At 69.6% G+C, this 24,512-nt stretch carries 28 protein-coding genes and 3 pseudogenes; 15 read left to right on the top strand and 16 right to left on the bottom strand.

Annotation, left to right across the window (positions count from 1 at the left end):
• Positions 1–60 precede the first annotated feature (60 nt).
• Positions 61–222 (bottom strand): hydrophobic protein, encoded by a 162-nt coding sequence (locus ACFWNV_RS31520; protein ID WP_383953645.1) that lies wholly within the window; start codon positions 220–222, stop codon positions 61–63.
• A gap of 218 nt (positions 223–440) precedes the next feature.
• Between ACFWNV_RS31520 and ACFWNV_RS31515 the strand changes: the two genes are divergently transcribed.
• On the top strand, positions 441–881 hold the full coding sequence (locus ACFWNV_RS31515) for a hypothetical protein (RefSeq protein ID WP_383953643.1): 441 nt from the start codon (positions 441–443) through the stop codon (positions 879–881).
• A 51-nt stretch (positions 882–932) separates the two neighbouring features.
• Here ACFWNV_RS31515 and ACFWNV_RS31510 read toward each other — a convergent pair whose 3' ends face one another.
• Entirely contained in the window at positions 933–1,514 is a 582-nt protein-coding gene (locus ACFWNV_RS31510) for a DUF2231 domain-containing protein (protein ID WP_383953641.1), read from the bottom strand.
• Between the two features lie 206 nt (positions 1,515–1,720).
• On the opposite strand from ACFWNV_RS31510, the gene ACFWNV_RS31505 reads away from it, so the two are divergent.
• From ACFWNV_RS31505 to ACFWNV_RS31490, 4 genes and pseudogenes are all read left to right on the top strand, one after another.
• Positions 1,721–1,867, top strand: coding sequence for a DUF3618 domain-containing protein (locus ACFWNV_RS31505; RefSeq protein ID WP_383953639.1), 147 nt, complete (start codon positions 1,721–1,723; stop codon positions 1,865–1,867).
• Positions 1,864–2,178 (top strand): hypothetical protein, encoded by a 315-nt coding sequence (locus ACFWNV_RS31500; RefSeq protein WP_383953637.1) that lies wholly within the window; start codon positions 1,864–1,866, stop codon positions 2,176–2,178. The genes ACFWNV_RS31505 and ACFWNV_RS31500 overlap by 4 nt, the downstream gene beginning before the upstream one ends.
• Positions 2,175–2,318, top strand: a pseudogene (locus tag ACFWNV_RS31495) (DUF4235 domain-containing protein); the annotation flags it as partial. The gene ACFWNV_RS31500 and the pseudogene ACFWNV_RS31495, both read left to right, overlap by 4 nt.
• 569 nt (positions 2,319–2,887) lie before the next feature.
• On the top strand, positions 2,888–3,196 hold the full coding sequence (locus ACFWNV_RS31490) for a hypothetical protein (protein ID WP_383953635.1): 309 nt from the start codon (positions 2,888–2,890) through the stop codon (positions 3,194–3,196).
• A gap of 178 nt (positions 3,197–3,374) precedes the next feature.
• Here ACFWNV_RS31490 and ACFWNV_RS31485 read toward each other — a convergent pair whose 3' ends face one another.
• From ACFWNV_RS31485 to ACFWNV_RS31470, 4 genes are all read right to left on the bottom strand, one after another.
• Positions 3,375–3,728 (bottom strand): PRC-barrel domain-containing protein, encoded by a 354-nt coding sequence (locus tag ACFWNV_RS31485; protein ID WP_383953633.1) that lies wholly within the window; start codon positions 3,726–3,728, stop codon positions 3,375–3,377.
• Positions 3,729–4,011: 283 nt separating this feature from the next.
• On the bottom strand, positions 4,012–4,524 hold the full coding sequence (locus tag ACFWNV_RS31480; protein WP_383953631.1) for a hypothetical protein: 513 nt from the start codon (positions 4,522–4,524) through the stop codon (positions 4,012–4,014).
• Positions 4,525–4,573: 49 nt separating this feature from the next.
• Positions 4,574–5,125 (bottom strand): hypothetical protein, encoded by a 552-nt coding sequence (locus ACFWNV_RS31475; RefSeq protein WP_383953629.1) that lies wholly within the window; start codon positions 5,123–5,125, stop codon positions 4,574–4,576.
• Between the two features lie 184 nt (positions 5,126–5,309).
• Entirely contained in the window at positions 5,310–5,477 is a 168-nt protein-coding gene (locus ACFWNV_RS31470) for a hypothetical protein (RefSeq protein ID WP_383953627.1), read from the bottom strand.
• 315 nt (positions 5,478–5,792) lie between these two features.
• On the opposite strand from ACFWNV_RS31470, the gene ACFWNV_RS31465 reads away from it, so the two are divergent.
• The 4 genes and pseudogenes from ACFWNV_RS31465 to ACFWNV_RS31450 all read left to right on the top strand — a co-directional run bounded on the left by ACFWNV_RS31465 (position 5,793) and on the right by ACFWNV_RS31450 (position 8,788).
• Complete coding sequence (locus tag ACFWNV_RS31465; RefSeq protein WP_383953625.1) at positions 5,793–6,167, top strand: CsbD family protein; 375 nt, start codon at positions 5,793–5,795, stop codon at positions 6,165–6,167.
• A 52-nt stretch (positions 6,168–6,219) separates the two neighbouring features.
• Positions 6,220–7,140, top strand: coding sequence for a DUF1206 domain-containing protein (locus tag ACFWNV_RS31460; protein WP_383953623.1), 921 nt, complete (start codon positions 6,220–6,222; stop codon positions 7,138–7,140).
• Between the two features lie 375 nt (positions 7,141–7,515).
• Positions 7,516–7,770: a CDGSH iron-sulfur domain-containing protein gene (locus ACFWNV_RS31455; RefSeq protein WP_383953621.1), complete on the top strand. Its 255-nt coding sequence runs from the start codon at positions 7,516–7,518 to the stop codon at positions 7,768–7,770.
• Positions 7,767–8,788, top strand: a pseudogene (locus tag ACFWNV_RS31450) (iron-containing redox enzyme family protein). The gene ACFWNV_RS31455 and the pseudogene ACFWNV_RS31450 overlap by 4 nt, the downstream one beginning before the upstream one ends.
• A 41-nt stretch (positions 8,789–8,829) precedes the next feature.
• Here the strand turns inward: ACFWNV_RS31450 and ACFWNV_RS31445 are convergent.
• Positions 8,830–9,546 (bottom strand): hypothetical protein, encoded by a 717-nt coding sequence (locus tag ACFWNV_RS31445; protein WP_383953619.1) that lies wholly within the window; start codon positions 9,544–9,546, stop codon positions 8,830–8,832.
• An 89-nt stretch (positions 9,547–9,635) separates the two neighbouring features.
• Positions 9,636–10,124: a flavin reductase family protein gene (locus tag ACFWNV_RS31440; RefSeq protein WP_383953617.1), complete on the bottom strand. Its 489-nt coding sequence runs from the start codon at positions 10,122–10,124 to the stop codon at positions 9,636–9,638.
• Positions 10,125–10,894: 770 nt separating this feature from the next.
• On the opposite strand from ACFWNV_RS31440, the gene ACFWNV_RS31435 reads away from it, so the two are divergent.
• The 4 genes from ACFWNV_RS31435 to ACFWNV_RS31420 all read left to right on the top strand — a co-directional run bounded on the left by ACFWNV_RS31435 (position 10,895) and on the right by ACFWNV_RS31420 (position 13,814).
• The gene (locus ACFWNV_RS31435; protein ID WP_383953615.1) at positions 10,895–11,278 is read left to right on the top strand and encodes an STAS domain-containing protein; all 384 of its coding nucleotides are present in this window, start codon (positions 10,895–10,897) and stop codon (positions 11,276–11,278) included.
• Between the two features lie 58 nt (positions 11,279–11,336).
• A complete protein-coding gene (locus tag ACFWNV_RS31430) occupies positions 11,337–12,074 on the top strand; it encodes an ANTAR domain-containing protein (protein WP_383953613.1) in 738 nt (245 codons plus the stop codon).
• 5 nt (positions 12,075–12,079) lie between these two features.
• Positions 12,080–12,829, top strand: coding sequence for a GAF domain-containing protein (locus ACFWNV_RS31425; RefSeq protein ID WP_383953611.1), 750 nt, complete (start codon positions 12,080–12,082; stop codon positions 12,827–12,829).
• 298 nt (positions 12,830–13,127) lie between these two features.
• On the top strand, positions 13,128–13,814 hold the full coding sequence (locus ACFWNV_RS31420; RefSeq protein WP_383953609.1) for a GAP family protein: 687 nt from the start codon (positions 13,128–13,130) through the stop codon (positions 13,812–13,814).
• Positions 13,815–13,852: 38 nt separating this feature from the next.
• On the opposite strand, the gene ACFWNV_RS31415 is transcribed toward ACFWNV_RS31420, so the two are convergent.
• Positions 13,853–14,131, bottom strand: coding sequence for an SHOCT domain-containing protein (locus tag ACFWNV_RS31415; protein ID WP_383953606.1), 279 nt, complete (start codon positions 14,129–14,131; stop codon positions 13,853–13,855).
• Complete coding sequence (locus tag ACFWNV_RS31410; protein ID WP_383953604.1) at positions 14,128–15,750, bottom strand: MFS transporter; 1,623 nt, start codon at positions 15,748–15,750, stop codon at positions 14,128–14,130. Before ACFWNV_RS31410 ends, ACFWNV_RS31415 begins: the two co-directional genes overlap by 4 nt.
• 248 nt (positions 15,751–15,998) lie before the next feature.
• Here ACFWNV_RS31410 and ACFWNV_RS31405 point away from each other — a divergent pair, with 248 nt between their 5' ends.
• A complete protein-coding gene (locus tag ACFWNV_RS31405; protein ID WP_383953602.1) occupies positions 15,999–17,342 on the top strand; it encodes a DUF2252 domain-containing protein in 1,344 nt (447 codons plus the stop codon).
• Between the two features lie 128 nt (positions 17,343–17,470).
• On the opposite strand, the gene ACFWNV_RS31400 is transcribed toward ACFWNV_RS31405, so the two are convergent.
• Together ACFWNV_RS31400 and ACFWNV_RS31395 are read right to left on the bottom strand one after the other, a co-directional pair.
• The gene (locus ACFWNV_RS31400) at positions 17,471–17,692 is read right to left on the bottom strand and encodes a hypothetical protein (RefSeq protein WP_383953600.1); all 222 of its coding nucleotides are present in this window, start codon (positions 17,690–17,692) and stop codon (positions 17,471–17,473) included.
• Positions 17,693–18,105: 413 nt separating this feature from the next.
• The gene (locus tag ACFWNV_RS31395; RefSeq protein WP_383953598.1) at positions 18,106–18,411 is read right to left on the bottom strand and encodes a TauD/TfdA family dioxygenase; all 306 of its coding nucleotides are present in this window, start codon (positions 18,409–18,411) and stop codon (positions 18,106–18,108) included.
• Between the two features lie 183 nt (positions 18,412–18,594).
• Here ACFWNV_RS31395 and ACFWNV_RS31390 point away from each other — a divergent pair.
• Positions 18,595–18,702: pseudogene (locus ACFWNV_RS31390) on the top strand (cold-shock protein); the annotation flags it as partial.
• Between the two features lie 249 nt (positions 18,703–18,951).
• Here the strand turns inward: ACFWNV_RS31390 and ACFWNV_RS31385 are convergent.
• From ACFWNV_RS31385 to ACFWNV_RS31370, 4 genes are all read right to left on the bottom strand, one after another.
• Positions 18,952–20,172 carry an acetyl-CoA C-acyltransferase gene (locus ACFWNV_RS31385; RefSeq protein WP_383953596.1) on the bottom strand — a complete coding sequence of 407 codons (1,221 nt, stop codon included), beginning with the start codon at positions 20,170–20,172 and terminating at the stop codon, positions 18,952–18,954.
• A gap of 67 nt (positions 20,173–20,239) precedes the next feature.
• Positions 20,240–22,063, bottom strand: a complete 1,824-nt coding sequence (asnB, locus tag ACFWNV_RS31380) for an asparagine synthase (glutamine-hydrolyzing) (RefSeq protein ID WP_383953594.1) — start codon at positions 22,061–22,063, stop codon at positions 20,240–20,242.
• A 372-nt stretch (positions 22,064–22,435) separates the two neighbouring features.
• Positions 22,436–22,870 carry a restriction endonuclease gene (locus tag ACFWNV_RS31375; protein ID WP_383953592.1) on the bottom strand — a complete coding sequence of 145 codons (435 nt, stop codon included), beginning with the start codon at positions 22,868–22,870 and terminating at the stop codon, positions 22,436–22,438.
• Positions 22,871–23,061: 191 nt separating this feature from the next.
• Positions 23,062–23,574 (bottom strand): recombinase family protein, encoded by a 513-nt coding sequence (locus tag ACFWNV_RS31370; protein ID WP_383953590.1) that lies wholly within the window; start codon positions 23,572–23,574, stop codon positions 23,062–23,064.
• Between the last annotated feature and the right edge of the window lie 938 nt (positions 23,575–24,512).

Below are 24,512 nucleotides of genomic sequence, written 5' to 3'. Positions count from 1 at the left end.
CCCCGGCATGGGGGGCCCGGCCACCGCCATGCAGTGTCGGAACTGCGCTTTTTCCTACGGCTACCAGCGATACCAGCGGCCACTACCGGTCTTGGGGCGGGCCACGAAACCGATCAGCCACAGGATCAGGACCGCGATCGCCACCCACCAGAGAATCTTCACCGCGAAACCCGCGCCGAAGAGGATCAGGACCAGCAGAAGAACGAGAAGCAGGGGAACCATGTTTATCAACCTCCGAAGGATCTTGTGCCCGACCGCACCCAGGACATGCATTCGATTCCCAGATGCTTCCCGTCCTGGTGGCCGGGCAGGAGATCCTGCCCGTATTCCGCGGAGGCGCATCGACGGAACCTTGTCGGGGCCCCGCCCGGGGAGACCCTCTTGCGCCACTTGGCTCACTCAGCCACTCGGTGAAGCGTTCTCGGGGCAGAACTTCCTCCATGGACACCAATCACGAGATGGATCCGGGACACGAGGTTCCGGAAGGCGTCGATGAGGAGACGGTGCGCGCTCTGGGCGCGCTTTCGAAGGCGCTGGAGACCACGGAGCGGGCCCGCGGTCACCTCTACGGGTTCCACCAGCTGACCGGGACCGCGGACTTCGAGCTCGGCGACGCGGTCCGGCTCCTGCGCGATGCGGGCCACGAGGAGCAGGCCGCACGGGTCGAGCGCGAGATCGTGGGTCGCAACGTCATTCCGGGCCACTGGACGTTCCAGATCATCGAGGCCTACAACGAGACCTACTACCAACCCTTCGCCGCGGTGGAACGCGACATCGTCGACGAGCTGGCCGGCGGGCGCGACCACCTTCTGGAGGCCCGCCTCAAAAGGGTTCGCCGTACCCCCCGTCATCCTGACCACACGGCGACGCCCACCTCCTGAGAGGAGCCCCGGCTCGGCGACGGCGCGCGTGGACGTGCAGGCTGCACTCGGTCACGTCGCGGCGTGCGCTCCGACGGCCTGTCGGTAGGCCACGTGCCCGCCCAGCGCACCGCTGACGGCCACGGCAGCCATCCCACCCAGAGCCCACAGCCGGCCCTTCGCCGAGCGGCCGCGGAGCCGCGCCGTCAGGGATGCGGTGTAGCAGGCCACCGCAGCCACGTTGGAGACCGCGTGGGCCAGGCCGACCCGCGCCTGTTCCGGCGGCAGGTCCGCCCAGTCAGCCCAGCCGGCGACCGCTGCCGGGGCGACGCCGGCCAGGCCGACGGCGGTCAGGGTGGTCGTCGCACGCTGCGCCCCGGGCACGAAGTCCAGTACGGAAGCCGACAGCCAGCAGCCGATGGGCACCTGCACGAGCACGGGGTGCACGGGGTGGCCCAGCGGCCTGCCGCGCAACAGATCGCGCATGCCGCCCAGGGGGAGCGAACGGATGCCCCGCTGCAGCACCCTGATGGCCGGATCGGCCACGGTTGCCCGCTCCAGCCGGTCCAGGGTCTTCAGCCAGCATGCCGAGGCGGCGTCGAGGGCCGGGGTCTGCCCAGCTGTGGGCGAGGTGCCGAGCGTGTGTGAGTTCATACACGACGCCTACCCGCTGCCACGCCACGATCCCGCGCCGGTCCCGCCTGCACACGAACGAGGCCCCCCAATGGGGGAGAACTGCCGACCAGGGCGCCGGCCTGAGCCGGCCGACGTCTACTCGCCGCCGTGCCGACGTCCACAGAGCTCCTGCTCATGGGGTGGGTGTTGCGGCGATGGCGGGGTAAGCGCGCCTCGACCACGGCATGCACATCTCAACGCGGCGGGCGTCCCGGGGAGCTTCGCCGGCACACCGACGAACGACCACTCGCGACGAACTCGGACAGACCGTCGAGGCTCTGGCCGCCAAGGCCGACATCAAGGCCCGAACCAAGGAGAAGACCACGCCATGAAGCACCAGACCGCCGAGCAGGCCTCCCTGATCGCCGACCAGATCCGCGAGAAGGCGGGTCAGGCCGCCCAGATGGTGAGGGACAACACCCCCGCCCCCGTCCTCGACAAGACCGCCCAGGCCGCCGGCCAGGTGTGGGACAGCGCAAGCCGCGCCGGACGGTACGCGGCGGACAAGACCCCCGAACCGCTGTTGGAGAAGGCCGGCCAGGCCGCGACGGCTGCACGGGGGAACCGCACTCCGCTCCTGATCGGCGGCGCTGTGATCATCGCCCTCGTACTGGTGCGCCGTAGCCGCGCTCGCCGTCGGTGACGGCGTCCGAGCTCGCCTACAAGCCCGTCGGGTTGGCCCTGGGAGCTGCGAGCGGAATGCTCGCAGGCGCGGTGTTCAAGCAGGCGTGGAAGATCGTCGAAGGTAAGGGCGACGCACCCGACGCCACGGACGAAAACCGCACGCCGGTGCCGGCCCCTCCTCCGCGATTCGGCTGACGCCGCCCTGATGGCCCCCGCCGACACCAGTCCGTTGCGTTTGGGTTGCCGAAACCCTGGCCGGGCCCGTCGGCCACCGAGGCCAGTCCGGCACCCTCCGGCGGGGCCTGCGCACGGTGGTTCATGGCGGTCGGCCCTACGACCTCAGGCATGCCGGGATCTCGTTCTGGCTCCACTCCGGCGTGGACCCAGCGGAGTGCGCACGCAGGGCCGGGCCTGGTGAACTGCTGAAGGCGCCTGACCTGGATAAAACACCAGGTCAGGCGCCCTTCTTCGTGCCTTTAGAAGAAGCCGAGCTTCTTCGGGGAGTACGACACCAGAAGATTCTTCGTCTGCTGGTGGTACAGCGGTCACGCCCGTGCTGACCTGCAAAATGATGGTGCCACGTACAGGTAGGCAGTGCGCTGGTCCGGGAATGGTCCGGATCTTGGTCTTGGCCGATGCACGGGTTGGCCGTGTCGGGTGCTCTCGTCGTCCGCCTGCCGACGCGACGGGCTGGGGCCGCGACCCACTCATCACGCACGGTGACCCAAATGCTGCGGCTGGTGACTTTTCGTGCCAGCGTGGTCGTGGGAATCCCCCGATCGACCTTCAAGGGAGTCACCGTCATGGGCGGTATGCAGGACAAGCAGCAGCAGCCGGGCAAGGGCCGCGAGGAGCAGGAACGCGAGCGCAGCGGCCAGGATCCGCAGCATCGACAGCCCGGAAAGCCTTCCCCGGAACGCAAGGGCAAGGAGTCCGAGCGCAAGGGCAAGGAGTCCGAGTCCAAGGGGCAGAAGTCCAATCGCCAGCCTGCTGACGACATCGTGCCGGACCGGGACCGCATGCCCGACGAGATCTGACACCGCGCTCCCACGCAGCAGGGCCCGGCCGGTCCACAGTCACCCCGGCCGGGCCTTGCCATGTCCGGTGACGATCACGGCGCAAGCGCCTTCCGCAGTGAGGCGCGGGACCAAGGACCAACCATGGCCTGTCACCCAGGACCCCGCCGCCTTCGCGGCACCGCGGGTGGGTCGTGGACTACATGTGGGGTTGGCCGTAGTAGCGGGCGAACTGTTCCAGATAGCTGGGCTCGCCCGAGTGTTTGGCCTCGTCGAACTCGGGCGCGTCCTTGATCTGCTCCTTGGTCCGGTCGACGTACACCTTCTCTTCGGCGGGGTCGATCCGGCGGATGGTGCCCGCGGGGAGCAGTACGTGCTTGCCGAAGATCCAGGCCCCGGTGTCCACGACAAGGTAGGAAGCTGCCACGTCCTCGGAATGCTTGTCGATCTTTCCGATCTGGCCGTCCGTCGCCTCGACCTTGTACCCGATCAGGTCGATCCCCGGCTGGTGTCCGACGTCCTGTCCGTAGCCCCAGATCCCTGCCTCACTCATCGCTCTCGCCCCGCTTCTCCTCACCCTCGTGACTCTTCGGGCCCACCCAGCGCCGATGCCCCGTCACGGGGTTCGGTACAGGTCCGGGCCGGTCGAGGCGGCTTGCCTCGTCCGTGTCGGCCGCAGCCGTACGCTCGTCGCCGCTGCGCTCGGTGGGCGGACTGGTCCTTCGTGAGCCGTGCCCGTCGTGCGGAGGTACGCCTCCGGCGCCGCCTTGCTCGTCCATGACGGCCTCCTCGATTTCATCGGAGTCCCTTTGTGGCGGCTGCCCGTCCTCGGTCGGTCAGGTACTGAGCAGGCGGTCGAAGAAGGACCGGTACTGGCGCAGGGCCAGGCGCAGGTCTTCGGTGGCGACCTCCTCGCCGCGGTGCCATTGGCCTTCGAGTCCCTGCTTGTGGTCGGCGAAGGTGGTGGCGAGCAGTTGCATCACCTCGGCAACGAGCCCGTCTGCAGCAAGCACCGACTGCTTCGGGTCATCGACGAACCCCTGTTGGATCTCCTGCCACCGGGTACGGAGGCCCTCTGCCTCCCGGGCCCCGAGGAGCGGCGCAGAATCGGGCTCCTGGGTCGACTTCGATTCGTCCCGTTCGCCGGGCACGGTGTCCGGCTCGTCTCCGGCCTCGTCCGTGATTCTGGTCCTGGGTTCTGCCTCCTCGGTGTCGGGGACTGCCTGCACTTCACCGTCGGCGGGCTGTCGCGATGCTTCTGTCTGGGGCCGGGCGATGTCCTCGGTGGACAGGGTCTCTCCGGCGGGCTCGGCGTACTCGTCGCTCCCGTACGGTCCTTCTCTCTGCATGTCCTTCGCCTCCAGGGGTGGTGAACAGCCGCGCTCGGATGCTCGGCACTCAGCGGGTTTCCTCACCCGGTGAAGCGGTGTCGTCGTGCAGCAGTTCCTCGAAGAGCGCGCGGTAATGGACCATCGCGCTCCGCAGTTCTTCCGTCGTGGTGTCCCTGCTGCCGGCGCGCCCGTTGATCTCGTGGGCGATGCGGTAGTGGTCCAGTGTCCGGGAGTGTTCGACCGAGAGGTCCCGTTTCTGCTGCTCGTAGCTCTCGGTCGGGTAGCCGCGCTCGCTCATGAGCGTGGTCACGAGCCGGTCGGCCTCACCTACGGCTTGGTCGGGGCTGTCGACGAAGTGCTCTTGCACGCCGGCCCAGTCGCGGGCGTACCGGTCGCGGACCGTGGAGGGCAGCGGCCGGATCTCCATCGCCTCGTGCCGTTCCTCCCTCTCCTTGAGGTCGCGCTCGGCCGCTCCACGGCTCTGCCCCGCCTCGACCGTGCGCTCGTATTCGGGCCCGAACTGCTCCCGCAGGTGCCGGCGCCGGGCCATGGTCCGCACGGTCAGTGCGACGACGGCCAGGACGACCACGGCGGCCACGATGATGACGATGGTCCACATCGCATCCTCCACTCTCTGACCGCTCACACAGTCAGCCGGAAATGGGGCGTACGAGCGTCGCCGGCGCGGGTGCCGTCCCTGGGTGTACCACATTCCAGAATTTCACGTATCACCCAAAACGTGCTGTTGAGTAAGTGGTGGCCGGTCCGTCGCTTCGGGCACCGGTCGGGTACCGGCGGGCGGGTCAGTGGGCTGGACGACGGCGGTGGAGTACCGATCTCACGGCGAGGTAGAGCACGTCGGCGATGAGCAGCAGTACGCCGGCGGAGACCAGGTACAGCATGCCTTCGGTGGTCGCGCCGATGATGATCAGCACGATCGCGGCGGTCAGCAGGAGGGAGAAGAGGGTCATGGCGTGAACGCCTCGGTTCGCAGGTTCGCGGGTGCGCGTGCCCGAGGCGCGGTACGTACGTGAGGGCCGTCATTACGCGTCCTCGGCGCCGGGCCGTGCGGGACGGGCTGTGTCCTGTGCGGGGTCAGGGGCGGCTACCAGTAGTCAGGTAGCCGATGACCAGCAGGATGATGCCGAGGACGATCATGATGTCCGCCGATCTCACGGGGTGATGCAAGCCCCCTGCTACCAGGGTAGATCCGCCCTCTGACTGTGGCTTCCCGGGCAGGACAGTCCTACCGTGGAGAGACAGCGGGCAGACCTCCGGAGCGCGCCATGCTCGTCATCCTCGGATTCATCCTCCTGATCGCCGCGCTGGTCGTCGGTGTGGCCGGCGTCGTTACCAGCGGCGGCGGCGCCCATGGGCTGACCGGCGGATTCTCCGTGTTCGGCTACGAGATCACCGGCTCCACCGGCACGCCGTTCCTCGATGGCATCGCCGTCGGGCGGCGCACGACTTACGAAGGGCGGCGAGCCATGAGCATCGGCAAGAAGATCGCGCACAAGGCCGAAGCGGTCAAGGGCGGGGCCAAGAAGACCGTCGGCCGCATCACCGGGAACTGGCACCTGCAAGCCGAAGGCCGCGGCGACCAGGTCAAGGGCAACACCAAGCAGGCCGGGGCGAAGATCAAGGACGCCTTCAAGCACTGACCACTGCGCCCGCCCTGTCGACGTCTCCGCAGGGCACACGGAGGTGCCAGGTATGGCCATCAAGAAGGGCGCCGCCCAGGCCAAAGCCCAAGGTCAGCGCGTGGCCGACAGCCGCGCCATGGAGGTCATGTCCAGGGTCGGGCTCTCCGCCAGGGGCGTGATCTATGTGCTGGTCGGGCTCCTGGCCGTGCAGATGGGTTTCGGCGGCGACAGCGGCGGCAAGGAGGCCGACCGGTCGGGCGCGGTCAGGACCATCGGCGAGCAGCCGTTCGGCCGGGTGCTGCTGTGGGCGCTGGTGGTGGGGCTTGCGGCGATGGCGCTGTGGCGGCTGTCCGAAGCCGCCTTCGGACCGGCAGGGGAAGGCGGCGATAAGTGGACGCGCCGCCTGGGGTCTCTGGGGTTGGCGGTCTTCTACACCGTGATCAGTATTGGCGTGGTCCAGACCGCGCTGGTCGGCGGGTCTCCCGGGAGCCGCGGCGGCAACGAGACGTCGAAGGAGTACACCGCGAGGGTGCTGAACTGGCCCCACGGGCGGGTGCTCGTCGGCGTGTTCGGAGCAGTCCTGGTCATCGTGGGCGTGGTGATCGTGGTGCGCAGCCTGATGCGGAAATTCGAGGAGAATCTCCGGACGGGCGAGATGAGTCCGCCGACGCGGCGGGTTGTCGCAGGGCTGGGCATTGTCGGCGGTGTGGCCTGCGGTGTGCTCGCGGCTGTGGCCGGATTGTTCGTCCTGCTGGCCGCAGTGCAGTTCGACGCCGGCCGGGCCAAGGGCCTGGACGAGACGCTGCGTTCGTTCGCCGCGACACCTGCCGGACCGGTGCTGCTGATCGCAGCCGCGGTGGGCCTCGTAGTGTTCGGCCTCTACTCGTTCTGCGAAGCCCGCTGGCGCAAAGCTCCCGAGCACGGAATTCCAACAGAGCCGCCGAGGGCGGCCGGGGATCGTGGATCGGGGACCCGTAAAAGTGTGCCCTGACAACGGGATCTCCTCCGGCGCCCCACGTCGCCCGTCCCCGTTCGGGCGCTTGCGCAGCATGATCCGCCGCACCCGGGCCGGGCGCCGGTGGGGGCGCATCAGTGAAATCGACCTGTGGCAGCTTTCGTTGGGATTCGAGGCGCTCGGATTCCTGCCCCTGGTGCCGCTGCTGATCGTCGTGTCCGCGGCCGATACGGCGGGCGGTCGGGGTTCGCGCAGTGGCTCGGGGACGGGCTCGGCGTATCGACCGCCGCCAGGACGGAGATCGAGCACCTGTTCGCCCGTGGGGGCCGGTCCTGCGCTCCAGGCGGGCCTGGCTGGAGGACCAAGGACTGGCTGACGACGGCGAGGAATGGGAAGAGCTGGTGATCATTCGTGCCCAGAACCTCTGAAAGCGGCGCCCGCGCTCGCTGCGGCCCGGCCCGCCGCGTAGCCATGGATCCGCACGGCCCCGTCCTGGTCGAAGGCCCGGTGGAGATCGTCCTCGACGACGGGACAGTCGCCCGGTCCGACCGGTTCATGGTCGCGCTGTGCACCTGCCTGCGCAGCCGCACGTATCCCTGGTGCGACACCAGCCACCGCCCCCGCGAGCGAACCGACGCACCCCCCGAGGACGGGAACGCCCCATGACCCCTGCCGGCAGCAGCACAGCCACCGTCGGCCCCGCCCTCGTCCAGGGGCGGGGCGAACTGTCGGACGCCGTCAGGGACGCCCTGCGCACCGGCCTGCCACCGGAGTACGCGACCGGGTCGGTCCTGAAGGCCGATCCCTGGGGCGAAGACCTCCAGCTCGCCCTCTGCCTTCTCTACGAGCTGTACTACCGCGGCTTCGAAGGTGTCAAAGACGACCGCGAAGGGGACCCGGACCTCCTGCGCCTGCGCCAAGCCCTGGAAACCCGCTTCCTCCACGCACTGCGCACCGAACTCCAGGACGCGCCCCGCTCCGTCGAGGAGGCCTTCGCCCCCTCCTCGTCGAACCCGTGGACCTGAGCGGAAGCGTCAGCCATCACCTCGAAACCGAAGGCGAGCTCTGGCAGTTGCGCGAGTACGCGGCGCTGCGCTCCCTCTATCACCTCAAGGAGGCCGACCCGCACGTCTGGGTCATCCCGCGGCTGACCGGCCGGGCCAAGGCCGCGATGGTGGCCATCGAGTACGACGAGTTCGGCGCCGGCCACCCCGACCGCATCCACGCCCGGCTCTTCGCCGACCTCATGACCGACCTCGGCCTCGACCCCACGTACGGCCGCTACCTCGACCAGGCCCCCGCCCCACTTCTCGCGACTGTCATTCTGATGTCCCTCTTCGGCTTGCACCGGGCCCTGCGCGGCGCCCTCGTCGGGCACTTCGCCTGCGTGGAGGTCACTTCCTCACCCGGCTCCCGCCGCCTCGCCAAGGCACTGCGACGCTGCGATGTGGGACCGGCCGCCGAACACTTCTACACCGAACACGTCGAGGCCGACGCCGTCCACGAACAGGTCGTACGCCATGAGGTCATTGGCGGCCTCCTCGCCGGCGAACCCGCCCTGGAAGCGGACATCGCCTTCGGCTGCGCGGCGACCGTCCTGCTGGAATACCGCCTGGCCGCCCACATCCGCGACGCCTGGGACCAGGGGCGCACCACACTGCGCACCCCCTTGCCGCCGCGGTGACGTGCCCGGCCCGCTACGGCCCCGCAGAACTCGGGGCATGCCTAGTGCAGGATGCTCACCGCGCGGGCGATGACGAGGAGTGAGGTCATCAGGGCGGCGACGCTCTGCACGCTCATCATGAGCTTGGCTCGGGTGGACAGTGGCATGGTGTCGGTCGGGCTGAAGGCGGTCGAATTGGTGACGGAGAGGTACAGGTAGTCCATCAAGGTGGGCACCCAGTCGGATTTGACGCTGGAGCCGTCCGCGACCTCCTGGACGGCGTCGTCGTTCTCGTCCTGGGAGAAGCGGAAGTCCGCCAACGGCAAATCGGCGCGGGGGCTTTGGGTTCGGCTGACGGGGCCGCCCCGGTCCAGTTCCCAGTAGGCCAGGCCGAAGACGATGATGTTGGTCAGCCACACCTGGAACGCGGCCGTCAGCAGGGAGCCGCCTTCCTTCACCCCGGTCGAGACCAGGGCATGGATCAGGATCCCCAGGGAGACCAGGTTGCTTGCCGCGATGACCAGGACGAGTGTGAGGGACAGGACACGGGAGAGCCTGGTCTGGCGCGTGAGCCGTCTGGGATTGATCGCGATCAATGGCACAAGGAGCAGCAGTTCCAGGGCGAGCAGCACATAACGGGGTCCGAGCAGAAGCTGCTGCGGCAGGACCTGGTAGAGCCCGATTGCCACGACGGTCGCGATCACGGCAGGCAGCCGGGCCTCCCCACGCCTCTCGTGCCGGGGATGTCTGGTCCGGGCATCGGCGCGACTGCGCGTCATGGTGTCTGTCCTCTTCGTAGGGTCAGGTTTCCTGCCGTGTGCCCCCCCGGGCCGTCGTCCCCCGCGGACTCGCGCTGCGCGTCCGAGCGTCAAGCCGGATGCCCGGGCTCCAGGTCCCGGACATCGCTGTAGCGGAGCAGCGCGGGCGGGGTGCCCCGGGTGGGCCGGCACTGGCCGGCCGGGGCCAGCAGGAAGCCCACGTGGTCGCCACCCTCGATCCGCCCCTCGACGCGGCCCGTGAACCAGGTGCGGACCTCCGTCAGGACTGGACTTCCGGCCTCTCCCTGTCGCCAGGCGGCCCGCGCGAACTTGTCCACCCGGTCGCCCGTCTCGCCGCCGAAGAGCTCCGCGAGCGCCCGCTGCTCACGGAGCAGTGCGTGCACGGTCAGGTACGAGGCCTCGCAGGCGACCCGGTAGGTGTGGTTGGCGGTGGACAGCCAGACGACGAACCGCGGCGGGTGGATCGAGCACTGCGAGGCGAACCCCACCAGGCAGCCCGCACGCACGCCCCCGGCCGCGGCCGTGACCACGTACATGGGGCCGTCGAGCACATCGGTGAAGGGGTCCAACCTCGTCACGGCGGCTCCTCGTGATCCGTTCGGTCCAGCGGGCTACTACCCCGCACATCGGCGTCGGACCGGCAGTGCTTGAGCGGCGCACGGCGGTGTGCGGCCCGATTGGAGCGCCCGCATGTGTGCGTGCATCCCGATACAGGACAGCAGGTCAGGTCATGACCAAGCAACCGAAGCCGTCCCAGCCCCGCGATGGTGAGGGCATCAGCCGGAACAAGGGAACCAAGCGGCGCAGTTGGTCCCCGGATGTGGACGAGACCACTCGGCAGGAGAACCCGAGTGCCCACCGCTCCTTCCATCCGGAAAAGTACGCCTCGGCCAAGGGCCCCGGCAGGACGGTCTCCAAGGAAGAAGCGGGCAATCCCCACGGCAACCCCTCCAAGAGCAGGGGCGCCCGAGGGGAGGAGCAGATCAAGGGCGCTGGCGACAAGGGCATGCACGACCTCGGCCCGAGAGGCGGACGCCGCCTCGTGACTGGGCGGGATATCCCGGGGCAGGAGCAAAGGCTATGCTGCGATGGACGTCCCGGTCCCTGACGTGGATAGCGCGCTTGTCGTGCAGGTGCCTGCGGGGTACAGAGGGTCTCCCCGGTTCACCTCAGGCGCTGTCCTTTTGAGGCGAAACGTGTCGATTTGGTGGTCCTGGAGTCCAGGTCGCCAAGCCGATCGCTCGCCTGACCTGTCCGGGCATCCGACCACAGGAGAAACGCGTAAGACGGGGCCGAGAAGACCGGCCCGCCCGGCGCCGCACCATGTGGTCCCAAGAACCGAGGCGCTATGCCTGTTCTGCAGAGCTTGAACCTCCACCGGCACGACCGAGGCAATGGAACGACGATCACCCTTGCGGGTGAGCTTGATCTGGATACCGCGGGCCCGCTGCGGGCGATGGTCGATGACTGCCTGCGCGAGGGGGTACGGACCATCGACATCGACGTGAGCGCGCTTGCTTTCTGCGATGTCAGCGGCCTCAACGCCTTCCTGGCCGTCGCCGCGTGCACCGCTACGGCCGAAGGGTCGCTGTGCCTGCATCACCCGCGCCCGATGCTGATCCGGCTCCTGGCACTGACCGGCACCGGCTTCCTCCTCCACCGGCCACCCCGCGCGCCCGAAGTCGGCGCATGGGTCCCGGCTGTGGTGTACCCCAGGCTGCTGGCCTCATGACCAGGACCGGCCACAGCGGGCCCGCCCGGCTCTGTCGCGGGTTGAGTGGTGATGGCAGATGATCAGTGACCGCATGGCCTCGGTCCTGCGCACGCTGCAACTCGACGACCGGTCCGAGGGAGTCGACGACGCCACCCTGGCCGGTGCCCAGGCCCTGGGCGTGGACGGTCTCGCGGTCTCCCTGGTCACCACAGCCGGCCTGACCGAGCTCATGTGGTGCTCGGACCCCACCACGCGCCGCTTCGAGGACCTGCAGCTGACCCTCGGCGAGGGACCGGGACCAGAGGCGGTACGTACCGGCGCGATGGTGTGGGTACCCGACCTCGCCCGGGTACGGCACGCCCGCTGGCCGGCACTGTCCATGGAGGCCCCCGACCTGGACGCCCGCGCGGTGTTCTGCTTCCCGATGGGCATCGGCGCGATCCGCGTCGGCGTCCTGACAGCGGTGCGCCGAACGTCGGGTCCACTGACCAGCCAGCAGACCGACGACGCGCTGACGCTGGCCGCCGCGCTGACCGCCCGCTGCCTGGGCAGCGGCGAACCATCGCCGGGCACCCCCGCGCCGGTGGACTCTCCGCACGCCTTGCAGCACGCGGTGGTCCACCAGGCCACCGGCATGCTCAGCGTCCAACTCGCCATGTCCCTGCCTCAAGCTCTCCTACGACTGCGCGCGCACGCTTACAGCAGTGGACGCTCCATCACCGACATCTCCAAGGACGTGGTGGATCGGCGGCTTCGCCTGGACCACGACGGCACTGGCAACGGCACGCCCCCGACCGCCGTAGACAAGGACTGATCACCGTGACCCGAGAACAACGCGTGGCCGAGGTCTTCGTGGAAGTCGCAGACTCCCTGATCGACGACTTCGACCTCATCGACTTCCTCCAGCAGCTCTCCGTGCGCTGCATGGAACTGCTGGACGTGGCTGCCGTCGGCATCATGCTGGCCGACCAGCACGAGGTCCTGCAGACCATGGCAGCCTCCGACGAACACACCCGGCTGCTGGAACTCTTCGCCACCCAGCACGACCAGGGCCCCTGCGTGGACTGCTACAAGAGCGGCGAGCCACGCACCAACATCAACCTGGGCGACCCCCAGATCACCTCGGGCTGGCCGCAGTTCGCCCCACGCGCCGCGGAGACCGGGTTCGTCACCGCCAACGCGATCCCGCTCCGGCTGCGCGGCCGGGTCATCGGAGTGATGGGCCTGTTCCAGACCGACCCCGACCCGCTCGGCGCCGAGGACATCGCCCTCGCCCAAGCACTGGCGGACGTGGCGACCATCGCGATCCTGCAGCAGCGCACCGTCGCCCACAGCGAGGTCGAGCGCGCCCAACTCCAGCACGCCCTGACCAGCCGCATCGTGCTGGAACAGGTCAAGGGCATCCTGGCGGAACGCTGGCAGGTCACCGTCGACGAGGCATTCGCCGCGTTCCGCTCCTACGCACGCGCCCATCACCACCAGCTCGCGCAACTGGCCCGCCAGATCGCCGACGGCACCTTCGAGACCACCCTGATCCCCCACCCGGACCGATCCCGGCCCCAGGGCTGACACGCCGTCCTGCGGGCTGGATCTCACGAGCTCAGTACGCGCCGCGCCGCAGCACCCGCCCCCACATGCGGCCCCGGCCGACTGCCCGCCCCCGCCTGCGGGCCTCCAGTCGGCTGTGCGAGCGCCGGGTGTGTCCCGTCACCGAGGGGTGGGCTGGGTGGCCGCGCGGTTCAGGCTGCTGCTGCCTGCGGCAGGCCGCGGGTGGTGACGACTCGGACGCGTGGCGCCACCGAGGCCGCCTGCCGGACGGGGCAGATCCTGCCGACGGGGACGAAGTACAGGAGCGGGGTGTGGCTGAATGGTGCTGGACCTGCTTCTCATCGGCTTGGCGGTCACGCTCTTCCCCTTGCCGATCATGGCCTTCGTGCTGGTCGTCTCCTCACCCCGTGGGGTGAGCAAGGGGCTGGCCTTCATCCTGGCCTGGCTGGCCTGCCTGGTGGCCGTCATCGCGATAGTCCTGTTCTTGACCGGCGGCGAACCGCCCCCGCCCCGCTCCCCGCCCTCCATCGCCGCACTCCTCGCCACGCTGGTCATCGGCGTAGGGCTGATCCTGTACAGCGAGCACAGGCGTCGCAGACGCCGCCGCCGTACCCTGACGGCCCCGGGCCCCTCTGTAGAGGAGCAGAGGGAGGCTTCCGGAACGTCCCTGTCCTCACGCATGGTCGACGCCACCGGATGGTCCACGGCCGCCCTCGCCGTGCTCCTGCAGCCGTGGGGAATGGTCGGCGCCGCAGCCGCCACCGTCGTGCAGGCCAACCTCTCACACAGCGCGTCTTATCTGGCTCTGCTGGGCTTCTGTCTCCTGGCCACCTCGAGCCTGCTGGCCATGGAGCTGTACATGGTGTTCGCGCCGGAAAGGGCCCAGCTCGCCCTGACCAACTTGCGCGCGTGGCTCGAACGTCACAAGGACCCGGCGATCGTGGTCACCTGCCTCATCCTCGGACTGTGGCTCGTCGGCAGGAGCCTTTACCAGCTCACGGGATGAACACCAGGCGGGAGGAATCCCCGAGAGGCGCCGGGAGATCAGGAGTTGGGGATCCTGCTCTTCTGCTCCGTGAACTCCGCCTCGGTCAGGATTCCCTGCTCCTTCAACGCTCCGAGCTCCTTGAGCTGAGCGATCCGACTGCTCATGTCGCCGGACGGCGGCGGCTGCGTAGGAGCCGGGGGCGGGACGGGCGCGGCGGCGACGTGCTGCTCATAGGCCTGAGCGTCCTGCTCGGCCCACCGGCCCGCCTGGCGCCGCGAGACCCGGTTGGAGACCGCAGTCGCCGTACCGGCGACCACCGCGGTGCGACGTGTCATCCGTGGGGTTCTGCCGTCTTCGCGGGAGTCGAGGGGATCCGCTGGGTGAAGAACATGGCGAGGAGCGCGGTGAGGGCGAGGACGGCGAGTGCGGCGCGCAGTCCGTCGAGCCTCGCCGCGGTATTCGCGTCGATCGCGGCCGAGGCCACGTCCGGGCTCGTGTCCGCCTGGTCGAGCGCCGACTTGAGCTGGGCATCCGACATGAAGGGCACGCCGCTCTCCAGCTGGACGGTCGCCTGGCTCTTGACCCCGTCCGGGACGGCCTGATTCTGCTCGATGTTGGTCAGGAAGGAGGTGGTCAGCGCGGCGATCAGGATCGACCCGGCGAGCGCCGTTCCGATCGAGGCGCCGAGGTTCGTGACGGCGTTCTGGATGCCGCCGACCTCCGCGCTCTGCTTGTCCGGGACCGCGGACACGGTGACCGCCCCGAGCTGGGAGGCCAGCGCTCCCATGCCGAGCCCGATCAGGAGGAGCGGGATGGTGACGATCTCCGCGCCCGCGTCCGCGTCGAGTGCGGCCAGCAGCGCCAACGCGCCCGCGAGCAGCGCGAGGATGCCGAGTCGCACCACCCGCCGCGGTGAGACGTTCGGGAGGAAGCGCGGGATCAGGATGGCGGCGGCCAGCAGCGTCAGCGAGAGCGGCAGGATGCGTGCGCCGGTCTTGAGGGCGGACAGTCCGAGCGCGACGGACAGGTAGAGCGGTACGACGAAGAACACGCCCATCTGTACGAGGTACTGGAAGAAGAACATCGTCAGGCCGCCGGTGAGCTGCCGGTTGCGCAGCAGGGCCGGGTCCACCAGGGGCTCCCTGTGCCGCTCCACGAGGCGGGCCTCCCAGCGCAGGAAGAGCCACACCAGGAACAGGCCCAGCAGCATCAGCCACACGACCAGGGAGATCCCTAGCCAGGCGGGCGTACCGGGCTTCGGCAGGAACCAGCCCCACTCGCTCGAGCGGAGCACCCCGTAGACGAAGACTCCCAGCCCGAGGGCGGACAGCACGGCGCCGACCACGTCGATGCGTCGGCGCTCGCCGACCGGTGCGTCGGCGGTGCGGCGGGCGAGCACCAGGATGGCGAGCACGATCGCCACCTCACCGGCGAAGACCCAGCGCCAGGAGAAGTATGTCGTGGCGATGCCCCCGATGATCGGTCCGACCGCGATCGCCACGGCTCCGGAGGCGGCCACCAGCCCGTACGCGCCCGGCCGGCGCTCCGCCGTGAAGTTCCCGGCGACCAGCGCGACGATCGCGGGCAGGATCAGCGCGGCTCCGATCCCCTCGAGGAACGACCAGCCCAGCAGGAGCACGGGCAGGTTCGGGGCCAGAGCAGTGATCAGGGAGCCGCAGCCGTAGATCACGCATCCGATCAGGAAAGCCTTCTTGTGGCCGATGAGCGCCCCGACCTTGCCGCCGGGGATCATGAACATCGCCATCACGAGGGTGTATGCCGTGATCGCGCCCTGGATCCCGGTCACGGTCGTACCCACGTCGTCGGCCACCGTCGCGATCGAGACGTTCATGACGGAGCTGTCCAGCGCCATCAAGAACTGGCCGGCAGCGAGGGTCAGCAGCACGACCCCCGCCCCTGCCGCCTTCGCGGGTGTGCCTGCCTCGGGTGCCATGACAGCACGCTCCCAGCGGCCCGAGCCCGCCGGACCCAGACCCGCCGAAAGGGTCAGCTGGTTGGCGGTAGCCGAGCACGGACAGTGGAGCCTGGGCGTGGCGCCGGCCGTGGCGCCGGCCGTGGCAGCGGGGATGGGGCCGCTGCCACGGCCGGCACGCTACGGCCTGCCGGCCAGCAGCGTGGTGGACGTGCGCGGGGGCCCCGGCGCGCTCAGGCTGGGGAGGTGGGGGTGGCAAGGAGATGGGTATGACCAGTCCAGCTGAGAGGGCCCGACGTGGCAGGTCAGCCAGAGAGCAGGTGACCCGGACCTTGCACGGGCGGTGGACGGCGGCGGCGGACCGGCCCGACCCGCTCGACGTGCTGGAGCGGCAGGCTGCCGACCGAGTCGTCGAGCTGCTGCCGATCCGGTACGGGCGGATGGCGACCTCCCCGTTCGCGTTCCTGCGCGGCGCGGCCGCTGTCATGGCAGCAGACCTGGCGGCCCAGCCCCACACGGGCCTGACCGTCCAGCTCTGCGGCGACGCCCACCTGCTGAACTTCGGACTCTTCGCCTCACCCGAGCGGGCCCTGCTGTTCGACCTCAACGACTTCGACGAAACCCTGCCAGGCCCCTTCGAATGGGACGTCAAACGCCTCGCCGCCAGCACGGCCGTGGCCGCCCGCGACAACGGCCATGGCGACGACCACGCGTGGCGGATCGCCCTCGCCGCCACCCAGGCATACCGACTGTCCATGCGAAGGCTGGCCGAACAGGGCGAACTCGACGTCTGGTACCAGCGGTTCGACACGGCCGAGATACTCCCGCTGATCCGCGAGAGCAAGCTGCGAAGCAGGGTCGAGACGAGCCTGGTCCGGGCCCGGCGGCGTACCAGCCTTCAGGCACTCGCCAAGCTCACCGAGACCCGGGAAGGCCGCCGGCGAATCATCCACGACCCGCCCCTGCTCGAGCCCCTCACCGCATCCGAGAGTCAGGTCGTCGGTGAGATCTTCAGGGAATACCGCAGCACACTTCCCGAAGAACGACACCTCCTGCTCGACCGCTACCGGTTCGTCGAAGCAGCACGGAAGGCCGTCGGCGTGGGTAGCGTCGGCACACGCTGTTTCATCGTCCTGATGACCGGCCGCGACGAGCAGGACCCGCTCTTCCTCCAGATAAAGGAGGCCGGACGCTCGGTGCTGGAAGATCATCTCCCTGCCGACAGTCACGGCCATCACGGTCAGCGGGTGGTCGCGGGACAGAAACTCCTGCAGGCTGCCGGAGACATCTTCCTCGGCTGGACGACGACCGGACCGGCGGGGCGCGACTTCTACGTCCGGCAACTGCGCGACATGAAAGGGTCGGCCGTCGTGGAGACCATGACGCCGGACATGCTCCGCCAGTACGCGGAACTGTGCGGCACAGCATTGGCCCGAGCGCACGCACGCTCCGGCGACCGAATCGCCGTCGCCGGGTATCTCGGCAAAGCCGACACCTTCGACCGAGCCATAGCCGACTTCGCACTTCACTACGCGGACCAGACAGCCCTGGACCACGCCCTGCTTACCGCAGCCATCGCCGACGGAGCCATCACCGCCACCCACGGCATCTGACCGAATCCTTCGGTTGTCGGTTATGCGCCGGCGGGCCGACGCCGAGGATCTTGGCGGCTTCGCCGATGGAGCCGGGCATGAGGTGATGGTGGAAACCCCGAGGCCTTGCGCCTTCGTGTCAGCTCCTCCTAGGCGTGGATGTGTGTGGTCAGGCTGCCGGTGTTTTGGGCAGGCAAAGGGGTGGCGAGGTCAAGGAGTTGCTGCGCGGTCGTTGGCGTTTTGGTGACGCGGACACGGTGGTCGGCACTGACGACGGTGGCGAGTGGGGTCTTGTTCACGCGTAGGGCGTCGCTGAGGGCGTCGCTGAGGGCGTCGTTCTCCTCCAGTTGGATGGTGAGCCAGGCAGGCATTGAGCCGGCGTCCAGGAGTTCGCAAGATTCGCGCGAGGTGATCAGGAGGACGGGCAGGGCCGGCGGGGCCGAGTGTCCTTGTGGACGGCCAGGAGGACGGCTGCCGCTGTCGCGGCCGTATTGCGGGCTACGAGGCCTCAGCTGATGGGCCGGTCGTCGTCTCCGCCGCGGCAGCCGCAGCCGAAGGTGCGTCCGCGCAGCAGGTTGATTCCGACCGCGCCTGCGAAGGCGCCGAACAGGACCGCGGCGGATGATGTCCGTCAGTAGCGCCAGGCCGACCGCGATCTCGACCACCGGCAGCGCGACCGCTGCCCCGGCACGAGAGCCGGGGGCAGAACCTTGTAGCGGCCGAGCGCCGTGCGGAAGTTCGGCAACACTGCTAACGGAACCGCGAGGTCGATACGGGACGCTGGTCAGCGGGCGAGTACGTGGCCGTCGTGGGGGCGGTGGTCGCGGGAGCGGCGCAGGTCGGTGGTGACGTAGGTGCGTTGCGGCCAGCGGTCCGCTCCGTCGTAACGGGGGTGGAAGGCGGTTCGGCCGTGGACGGTGACGCGGTTGTCGATGATGACCAGGTCGCCCGGCTTCAGGCGCAGGGTACGGGCGGTCGCCTCGCAGGTGCGGCCGAATTCGGTCAGCGCCGCGGCGGCCCGTGGGGTGAGCGGGGTGGTGACGAGTTGGGCCATCCGTATGTCGGGATCCTCGACCGCTCCCGACAGCACCGGTCGAGGCTCGACGTCGGGCGCGCTCGCGGCAGCGTCGGGGCCGAAGGAAGGTGATGGTGTGGTGACGAACTTGCGGCTGTGACCGGCGTGATCGTTTTACCTGGTGGTGGGGTGGGGAGGATGGGGGCTGCGGCCGGGTGCGGATGATCTTCCCGGCGACTTCTTTGCGGGGGGTTTGTTATGGCTCAGGGGACTGTGAAGTGGTTCAACGGGGAGAAGGGCTTCGGGTTCATCACGGTCGATGACGGAGGGAAGGACGTCTTCGTCCACTTCTCCGAGATCCAGTCGTCTTGTCGTTCGGTGTTGAAGACCTGGTAGCTGCTCCACTTCGCGGTCAGGACCGGGCGCGCGGGGCGGCGAAGCGGAACAGTAACCAGGCCTCCTCCTGACCGTCGGGGGGGCTTCGCCGATCAGCGGCGACGGCCCTACGAGGCGCTTCTGCTGTTCTGGACCAGCACTGGGCTGCGGCCAGAAGACGTTCAGCCAACCAGGGGTCGTCGCCCCGCCAGTGCGTGAGCGGTGCGTCGTCGAACGGAGCTATGAAGTGCGTTCCAGGAGCATGGCCATGCCCTGGCCGCCAGCGGCGACGACGCTGATCAGGGCCGTGGTGAGGTCGTCGTGGCGCAGGGTGGTGAGGGCGGTGGTGGTCAGGCGGGCGCCGGCCGCGCCGTAGGGCTCGCCGAGGGCGATGGAGCCGCCGTGGGGGTTCATCCGCTCGGGGTCCAGGCCCAGTTCGGCACAGTAGGCCAGGATCTGTGCGGCGAAGGGCTCGTTGCCGACGACAGTGTCCACGTCCGTGAGCGACAGTCCGGCCCGGGTCAACGCGTCCTGGGTTGCGCCGACGGGTACGGGGCCTTCGGTTTCGGGGGTGCCGGCTGAGACGGCGGTGGACAGGATCCGGGCCAGTGGGGTGTGTCCGTGGGCCCGGGCGTAGTCCTCGGACATCACGACCACTGCGGCGGCCCCGTCGGAGAGCGGGGCGCTGTTGCCCGCGGTGACGCGTCCGTCGGGGCGGAAGCGCGGGGGCAGGGCGGCGAGGCTCTGCTCGGTGACTCCGGTGCGCGGGCAGTCGTCCGCCGTGGCCGTCCTGCCGTCGGGGGCTTTGATGGGGACGATGTCCCCGAAGTGGAAGCCGGCGGTGAGGGCCGCCTGGGTGAGCTGGTGTGAGCGGGCCGCGTAGGCGTCCATGTCGGTACGGGTGATGCCGTAGAGGTCGGCGGTGTTCTCGGCGGCCAGGCCGACCGGGATGTAGGGGTCGGGGACCGCGCCCTGTTCGCGCGGGTCGGTCCAGGCACCGGCTCCCGGACCGGATCGCTCGAGTGTGCGCAGGCCGGCAATCCGGAAGGCAGGGTTCTCGGTGCCGGGCCAGGTGTCGGAGCTGCCGTGGGCCAGCCGGGTCTGCGATTCGACGCCGGCCGCGACGACCACGTCGGCGTCGCCGCAGCGCACGGCCTGGGCGGCCATCCGGATGGCCTGCAGCGACGAGGTGCAGAAGCGATTGACGGTGACTCCGGGCACGTGGTCCCAGCCGAGCAGCACAGCGGCGATCCGGGCGATGTTGAACCCCTGTTCGCCGCCGGGCAGGGCGCAGCCGACGACCAGGTCGTCCACGTGGGCGGGCTCCAGGCCGGGGGTGCGCAGGAGGGCCTCTGCGACGGTACGGGCGAGCAAGTCGTCTGGGCGTACGGAGGCCAGGACTCCCTTGTGGGCGCGGCCGATGGGGGTGCGGACGGCGGAAGTGATGACGGCGTGGTGCATGGCGGTACGTCCTGTGGGGTCGAGTGGCGGCGCTGGGGGAGGGGTTGTGCGGGGCGGCTGGGGACGGTCAGAGCTGCAGTGCGGGGCGGTGGGTGCGAAGCCACTGGTCCAGGTCCAGGACGAGTTCGAGCCCCTCCCGGGGAAAACGGTCCTTCCCACGGGACTCCAGCAGCAGGCCGCGCACCGCAGCAGGGTCCAGCAGTTCGGTGGCGGGCCCGCCCTCGGCGAGCAGACGTTCGACCTGCAGGGTGAGGGCCGTGCGGTACGCGGGGTCGCGGACCATGGGATAAGGACTCTTGCGGCGGGCCAGCACCCGCTCCGGAAGGAGGTCGGCGACGGCTGCGCGCAGCAGGCTCTTCTCCCGGCCGTCGAAGGTCTTCAACTCCCAGGGGGTGTTGAAGACGTACTCGACCAGGTGGTGGTCGAGGAACGGCACCCGGACCTCCAGGCCCACCCCCATGCTGAGGCGGTCGGCTCGATCCAGGAGGCAGGGCAGGAACCGGGTCAGGTTGAGGTAGCTGTCGAGCCGCAGCGCGGCCTCGGCCGGGGTGGTTCCCGGCAGGTGTTCGAGTTCGGCGGCCGCGGCCGCGTAGAGGTCGGCGCGGTGTGCGTTCAGGTCGAGGGCCTTGGCGAGCTCGGGGTCGAGGAGCCGGGTCAGGTCGGCCCGGTCGAGGACCGAGTCCCAGGGAAAGGATTCTCCTTGCGCGGCTTCGGGGGTGAACCAGCGGTAGCCGCCGAAGAGCTCGTCGGCGCCGTCCCCGGCCAGGGTGACGGCGAAGTGCTCACGCACCGCGCCGTACAGCTGGAGCAGGGAGGTGTCGAAGTCGCCGAGCGTCAGCCCGTCACGCAGCCGGCCGACCCGCGCGCGCCGGCCGGGCTCTGCGAGCATCTCGGCGTCCACCCGCACCCGGCGGTGCGAGCTGCCCAGGTGGGCCACCATCAACTCGGCGTACGGACCGTCCGGGTCCCGCCCCATGGCATCCCCGTCGGATGCCTGATTGCCCAGGTCCACCGACAAGGTGTGCAGCGTCCCGGCCGCGGGGCGGGCCAGCGCGGCGATCGCGCTGGAGTCCAGGCCGCCGGACAGCAGCACACTCACCGGCACATCGGCCGCCAGCTGCCCGGTGACGGCCTCCTCCAGCAACTGCCGCACCCGCACCACCGTGGCGGGAAGGTCATCGCGATGCTCGGCCGGAGCCAACGACCAGTAGCGCCGGGCTCGCACGCCCCCGGCCGTCACACTGACCACAGTTCCCGGGACGACCTCGTTCAGCCCGGCGAAAGCGGTGCGCCCGGGCGTTTTGATCATCGGGTGGGAGGACAACAGCAGCTCCCGCAGCCCGTCCAGGTCCAGCCGCGCGGTCACCGCGGGGTGTGCCAGCACGGCCTTGGGCTCGGAGCCGAACACCACCGCGTCGCCGATGCGGGCGTAGCACAGGGGCTTGATCCCGAACCGGTCGCGTACCAGGGTCAGCCGCCTGGTGCCGGGCTCCCAGGCGGCGTAGGCGAACATGCCCTCCAGCCGGGCCGCAGCCCCCTCCCCCCAGGCCTCGACGGCGCGCAAGACGACCTCGCTGTCGCCGCGGGTCGTGAACCGGTGTCCGAGCGAGGTCAGCTCCGACCGCAGCCGGGCATGGTTGTAGACCTCGCCAGTGAAGGCCACCACCAGCACCGTGCGCCCACCGCGCTCCAGGACCATGGGCTGCCGTCCGCCGGCCAGGTCCACGACGGCCAGCCGAGTGTGCCCCAGCCCCGCCGTCCCCTCCGCCCATTCGGCCGAGGCATCCGGCCCCCGGCATGCCAGGGTCTCGGTCATCTCCTTGAGCGAGGAGTCCTCGGTGCCCCGGGGCACACGGCCCGCGAAACCGGCATAACCAACCAGCCCACACATCTTTGAAACTCCCCGCGCCCCCAGCGCGGGGGGCGTGTCGCACGAGCCGGACCTGGAGTCTCCTTTCACACCGCGGCCACCCACGCGTGAAAGGCCAGGACCCGGTGCCGGACCCGAAGCGCCGGCCACCACCACAGAAACGATCAGGCAACGCCCAGGTCACCCCGGCCACCCCTTTTTCCGCTCTGTCTCCGGGGTGCCCCGAGCGCCCGGGAGGCAGCGGCCCAAACGGGCAGACGGCGGGGCGTCCTCGTCGGCGGGCTCGATGCCGAGGACCTGCCCGCACAGCCGCTCCTGCACCCCGGTGAGCTCGTCCCACCTCTGCCGGACGGATGGCTGGCTGCTGCGTAGGTGAGAACGCCGGCCTCGCGGTCACGCTGCGAAGAGCCTGTATGGGGCGGCGTCAGGGGTGTGCGGACAGCTATGTCCCCGACTGCTGTTCGAGGCGGCCCAGGGATCGGTGGAGGCCGTCGACGAGGCAGGCTCTGCCCTGTGCGTAGGCGAGGACGCCGAGCCGGAGGATGTGACCGACAGGCGCCGGCCCGCTTCAGCCAGGGCGTACCCCAAGAGTTCCCCGAGTTCGGGTCCGCCCAGCAGGCCGGCGGCCTGGGCTGCCACCTCGTCACGGATCACTCTGGCGTGACCGGTGAGCTCTAGTGCGGCCAGGTCGATGTCGTCTGCCGGCGGTGCTGCCGCCGGGTTCCAGGCGAGCACCTGGGCCACCAGCGCCAACTGCACTTCCCGGTCAAGCGGCAAGCCATGGCCCAGGGCCCCGTCGGGATCCTCGACCAACTCCACACCGGCCACGACGACCCCTCCTCCGCATCCAGCGCGTCACCCGCGCCCGACCGAACGGCACCCACCCAACGTGCAATCGCCCACAGCGTTTCCACTCGTCTTTCGGATCATGACAGCGCGTTAGCACGCGCCACCGGCCTTGGATCCGGACATGGGGACCAGAGGTTCGGCCGTTGGTCCCCATGCCCGGATCATGGCCGCTAGCTGCGGACCTCCGCGTTCGGGTGGGCCTGGGACCGGAGCCGTTCGCGCAGCTCGATTTCCTCGGGGGTGAGCGGGTCGCCGGGATAGCGCACGCGGACGGGCTTCGGCCGCAGCGGCAGGCCGTCGTCCGCCGCGGCTTCCTCGACTTTCGCGAGTGCCCGGTACAGCGAGGCGACCGAGGGGGACTTGCCCGCGTTCTTCCCAGCCTTGATCGTGAGCTTCTTCGCAATGCCGGGGACGGGGACGCCCTTGTCCTTCAGCGCGACGGCGAACGTGAGCATGTCGTCGTCGATGACCTTGGGGCGTCCGCCGTGGTTGCCCTTGGCGGCCGCGGCGACCTGGCCCTCCAGGGTCTTCTCCCGGACGTAGTTGCGCTCGATCTGCTCGGCCACGGCCAGCACGGCGAAGAACATGGCGCCCATGCCGTTCGGATCGTAGATCCCGGTGAGCGGGCCGGTGAGGATTTCGAGCTGGATGCCGCCGGCCTGGAGCTCGGCGGGCAGGGTCATGCGGCGTCACGCTCGGCCTCGATGTCCTCCTCGTCTTCGGGATCCCTGTCGAGCCAGATGGTGAGAGAGTCCACCTCGCTCACGGCTGCTCCGAGGGGCAGGTTGACGTATCAGGCCAGGCGCACGGCCGCCGTCACGATGGTCATGCGGACCATGTCATGAAAGCGGTGGGGCACGAGGCGTGCCCACGCCCACGGCGCGCGCTGTAGAGCCGAGCCGTCCCGCTACGTCGTGCCACCACTCGTGTCAGAGGGTGGTCGCCAGCCTCATTCCGGGCGGGAGTCTGGTCCGTGACTGGTCCGGGAGGCGCGACTGAGAGGCTCCATTCCGCACTTAGCGTTATGACTCCGTGTTGGCGAGTGACGCCCCTGAGCTGACTCCAGGAGTGTAATTTCCCTTCCGGGAGCTCTACTTGGTGCTCTAGAAGAACCCAACTGCCTTCGGGGAATAGCTGCAATAGAGGTTCTTCGTCTGCTGGTGGTCCACAACTGCACCCATGCTGAGCAGGCCAAACGGTAGTCGGCGCGGCATTCTCACGAGGGGTGGTCCGGGAGTGGTCCGGATCTTGCTGTCTACGCCGCCCCGGGCCGTGCGGCACGGCCACGGCGGCGCTGCGCAGGTGGTGGCGTAACGCGAGAGCAGTCGCTGCCAGGCGCCGCCGGCGAGCTGGAAAGTCCTTGGAGTCCCGCTGTCGCTGTCCGTTGCGGGGACGGCGGAAGACCGACGCGGGCGCGTCGCCCCCGGTGAGGGGCCCGACCCGGGGCGGGGACTCGACCGGGCACCGGCCTGATGGCGGCTCGCTCCCTTCACCCCGGCGGCCCCCCGGCGGCCCCCGGCGGGCCCCCCGACGGGCGTCGCCACGGGAGGGGGCACAGAATCGAAGACCGGTGACGAGGCGGGAACGGCGACCAGCCAGGAGGCCCAGCGCATGGCAGGAC

This window comes from Streptomyces sp. NPDC058401, from assembly GCF_042722885.1.
Classification (GTDB): Bacteria; Actinomycetota; Actinomycetes; order Streptomycetales; family Streptomycetaceae; genus Streptomyces.
This window is presented reverse-complemented; position numbering and strand designations above follow the sequence as displayed.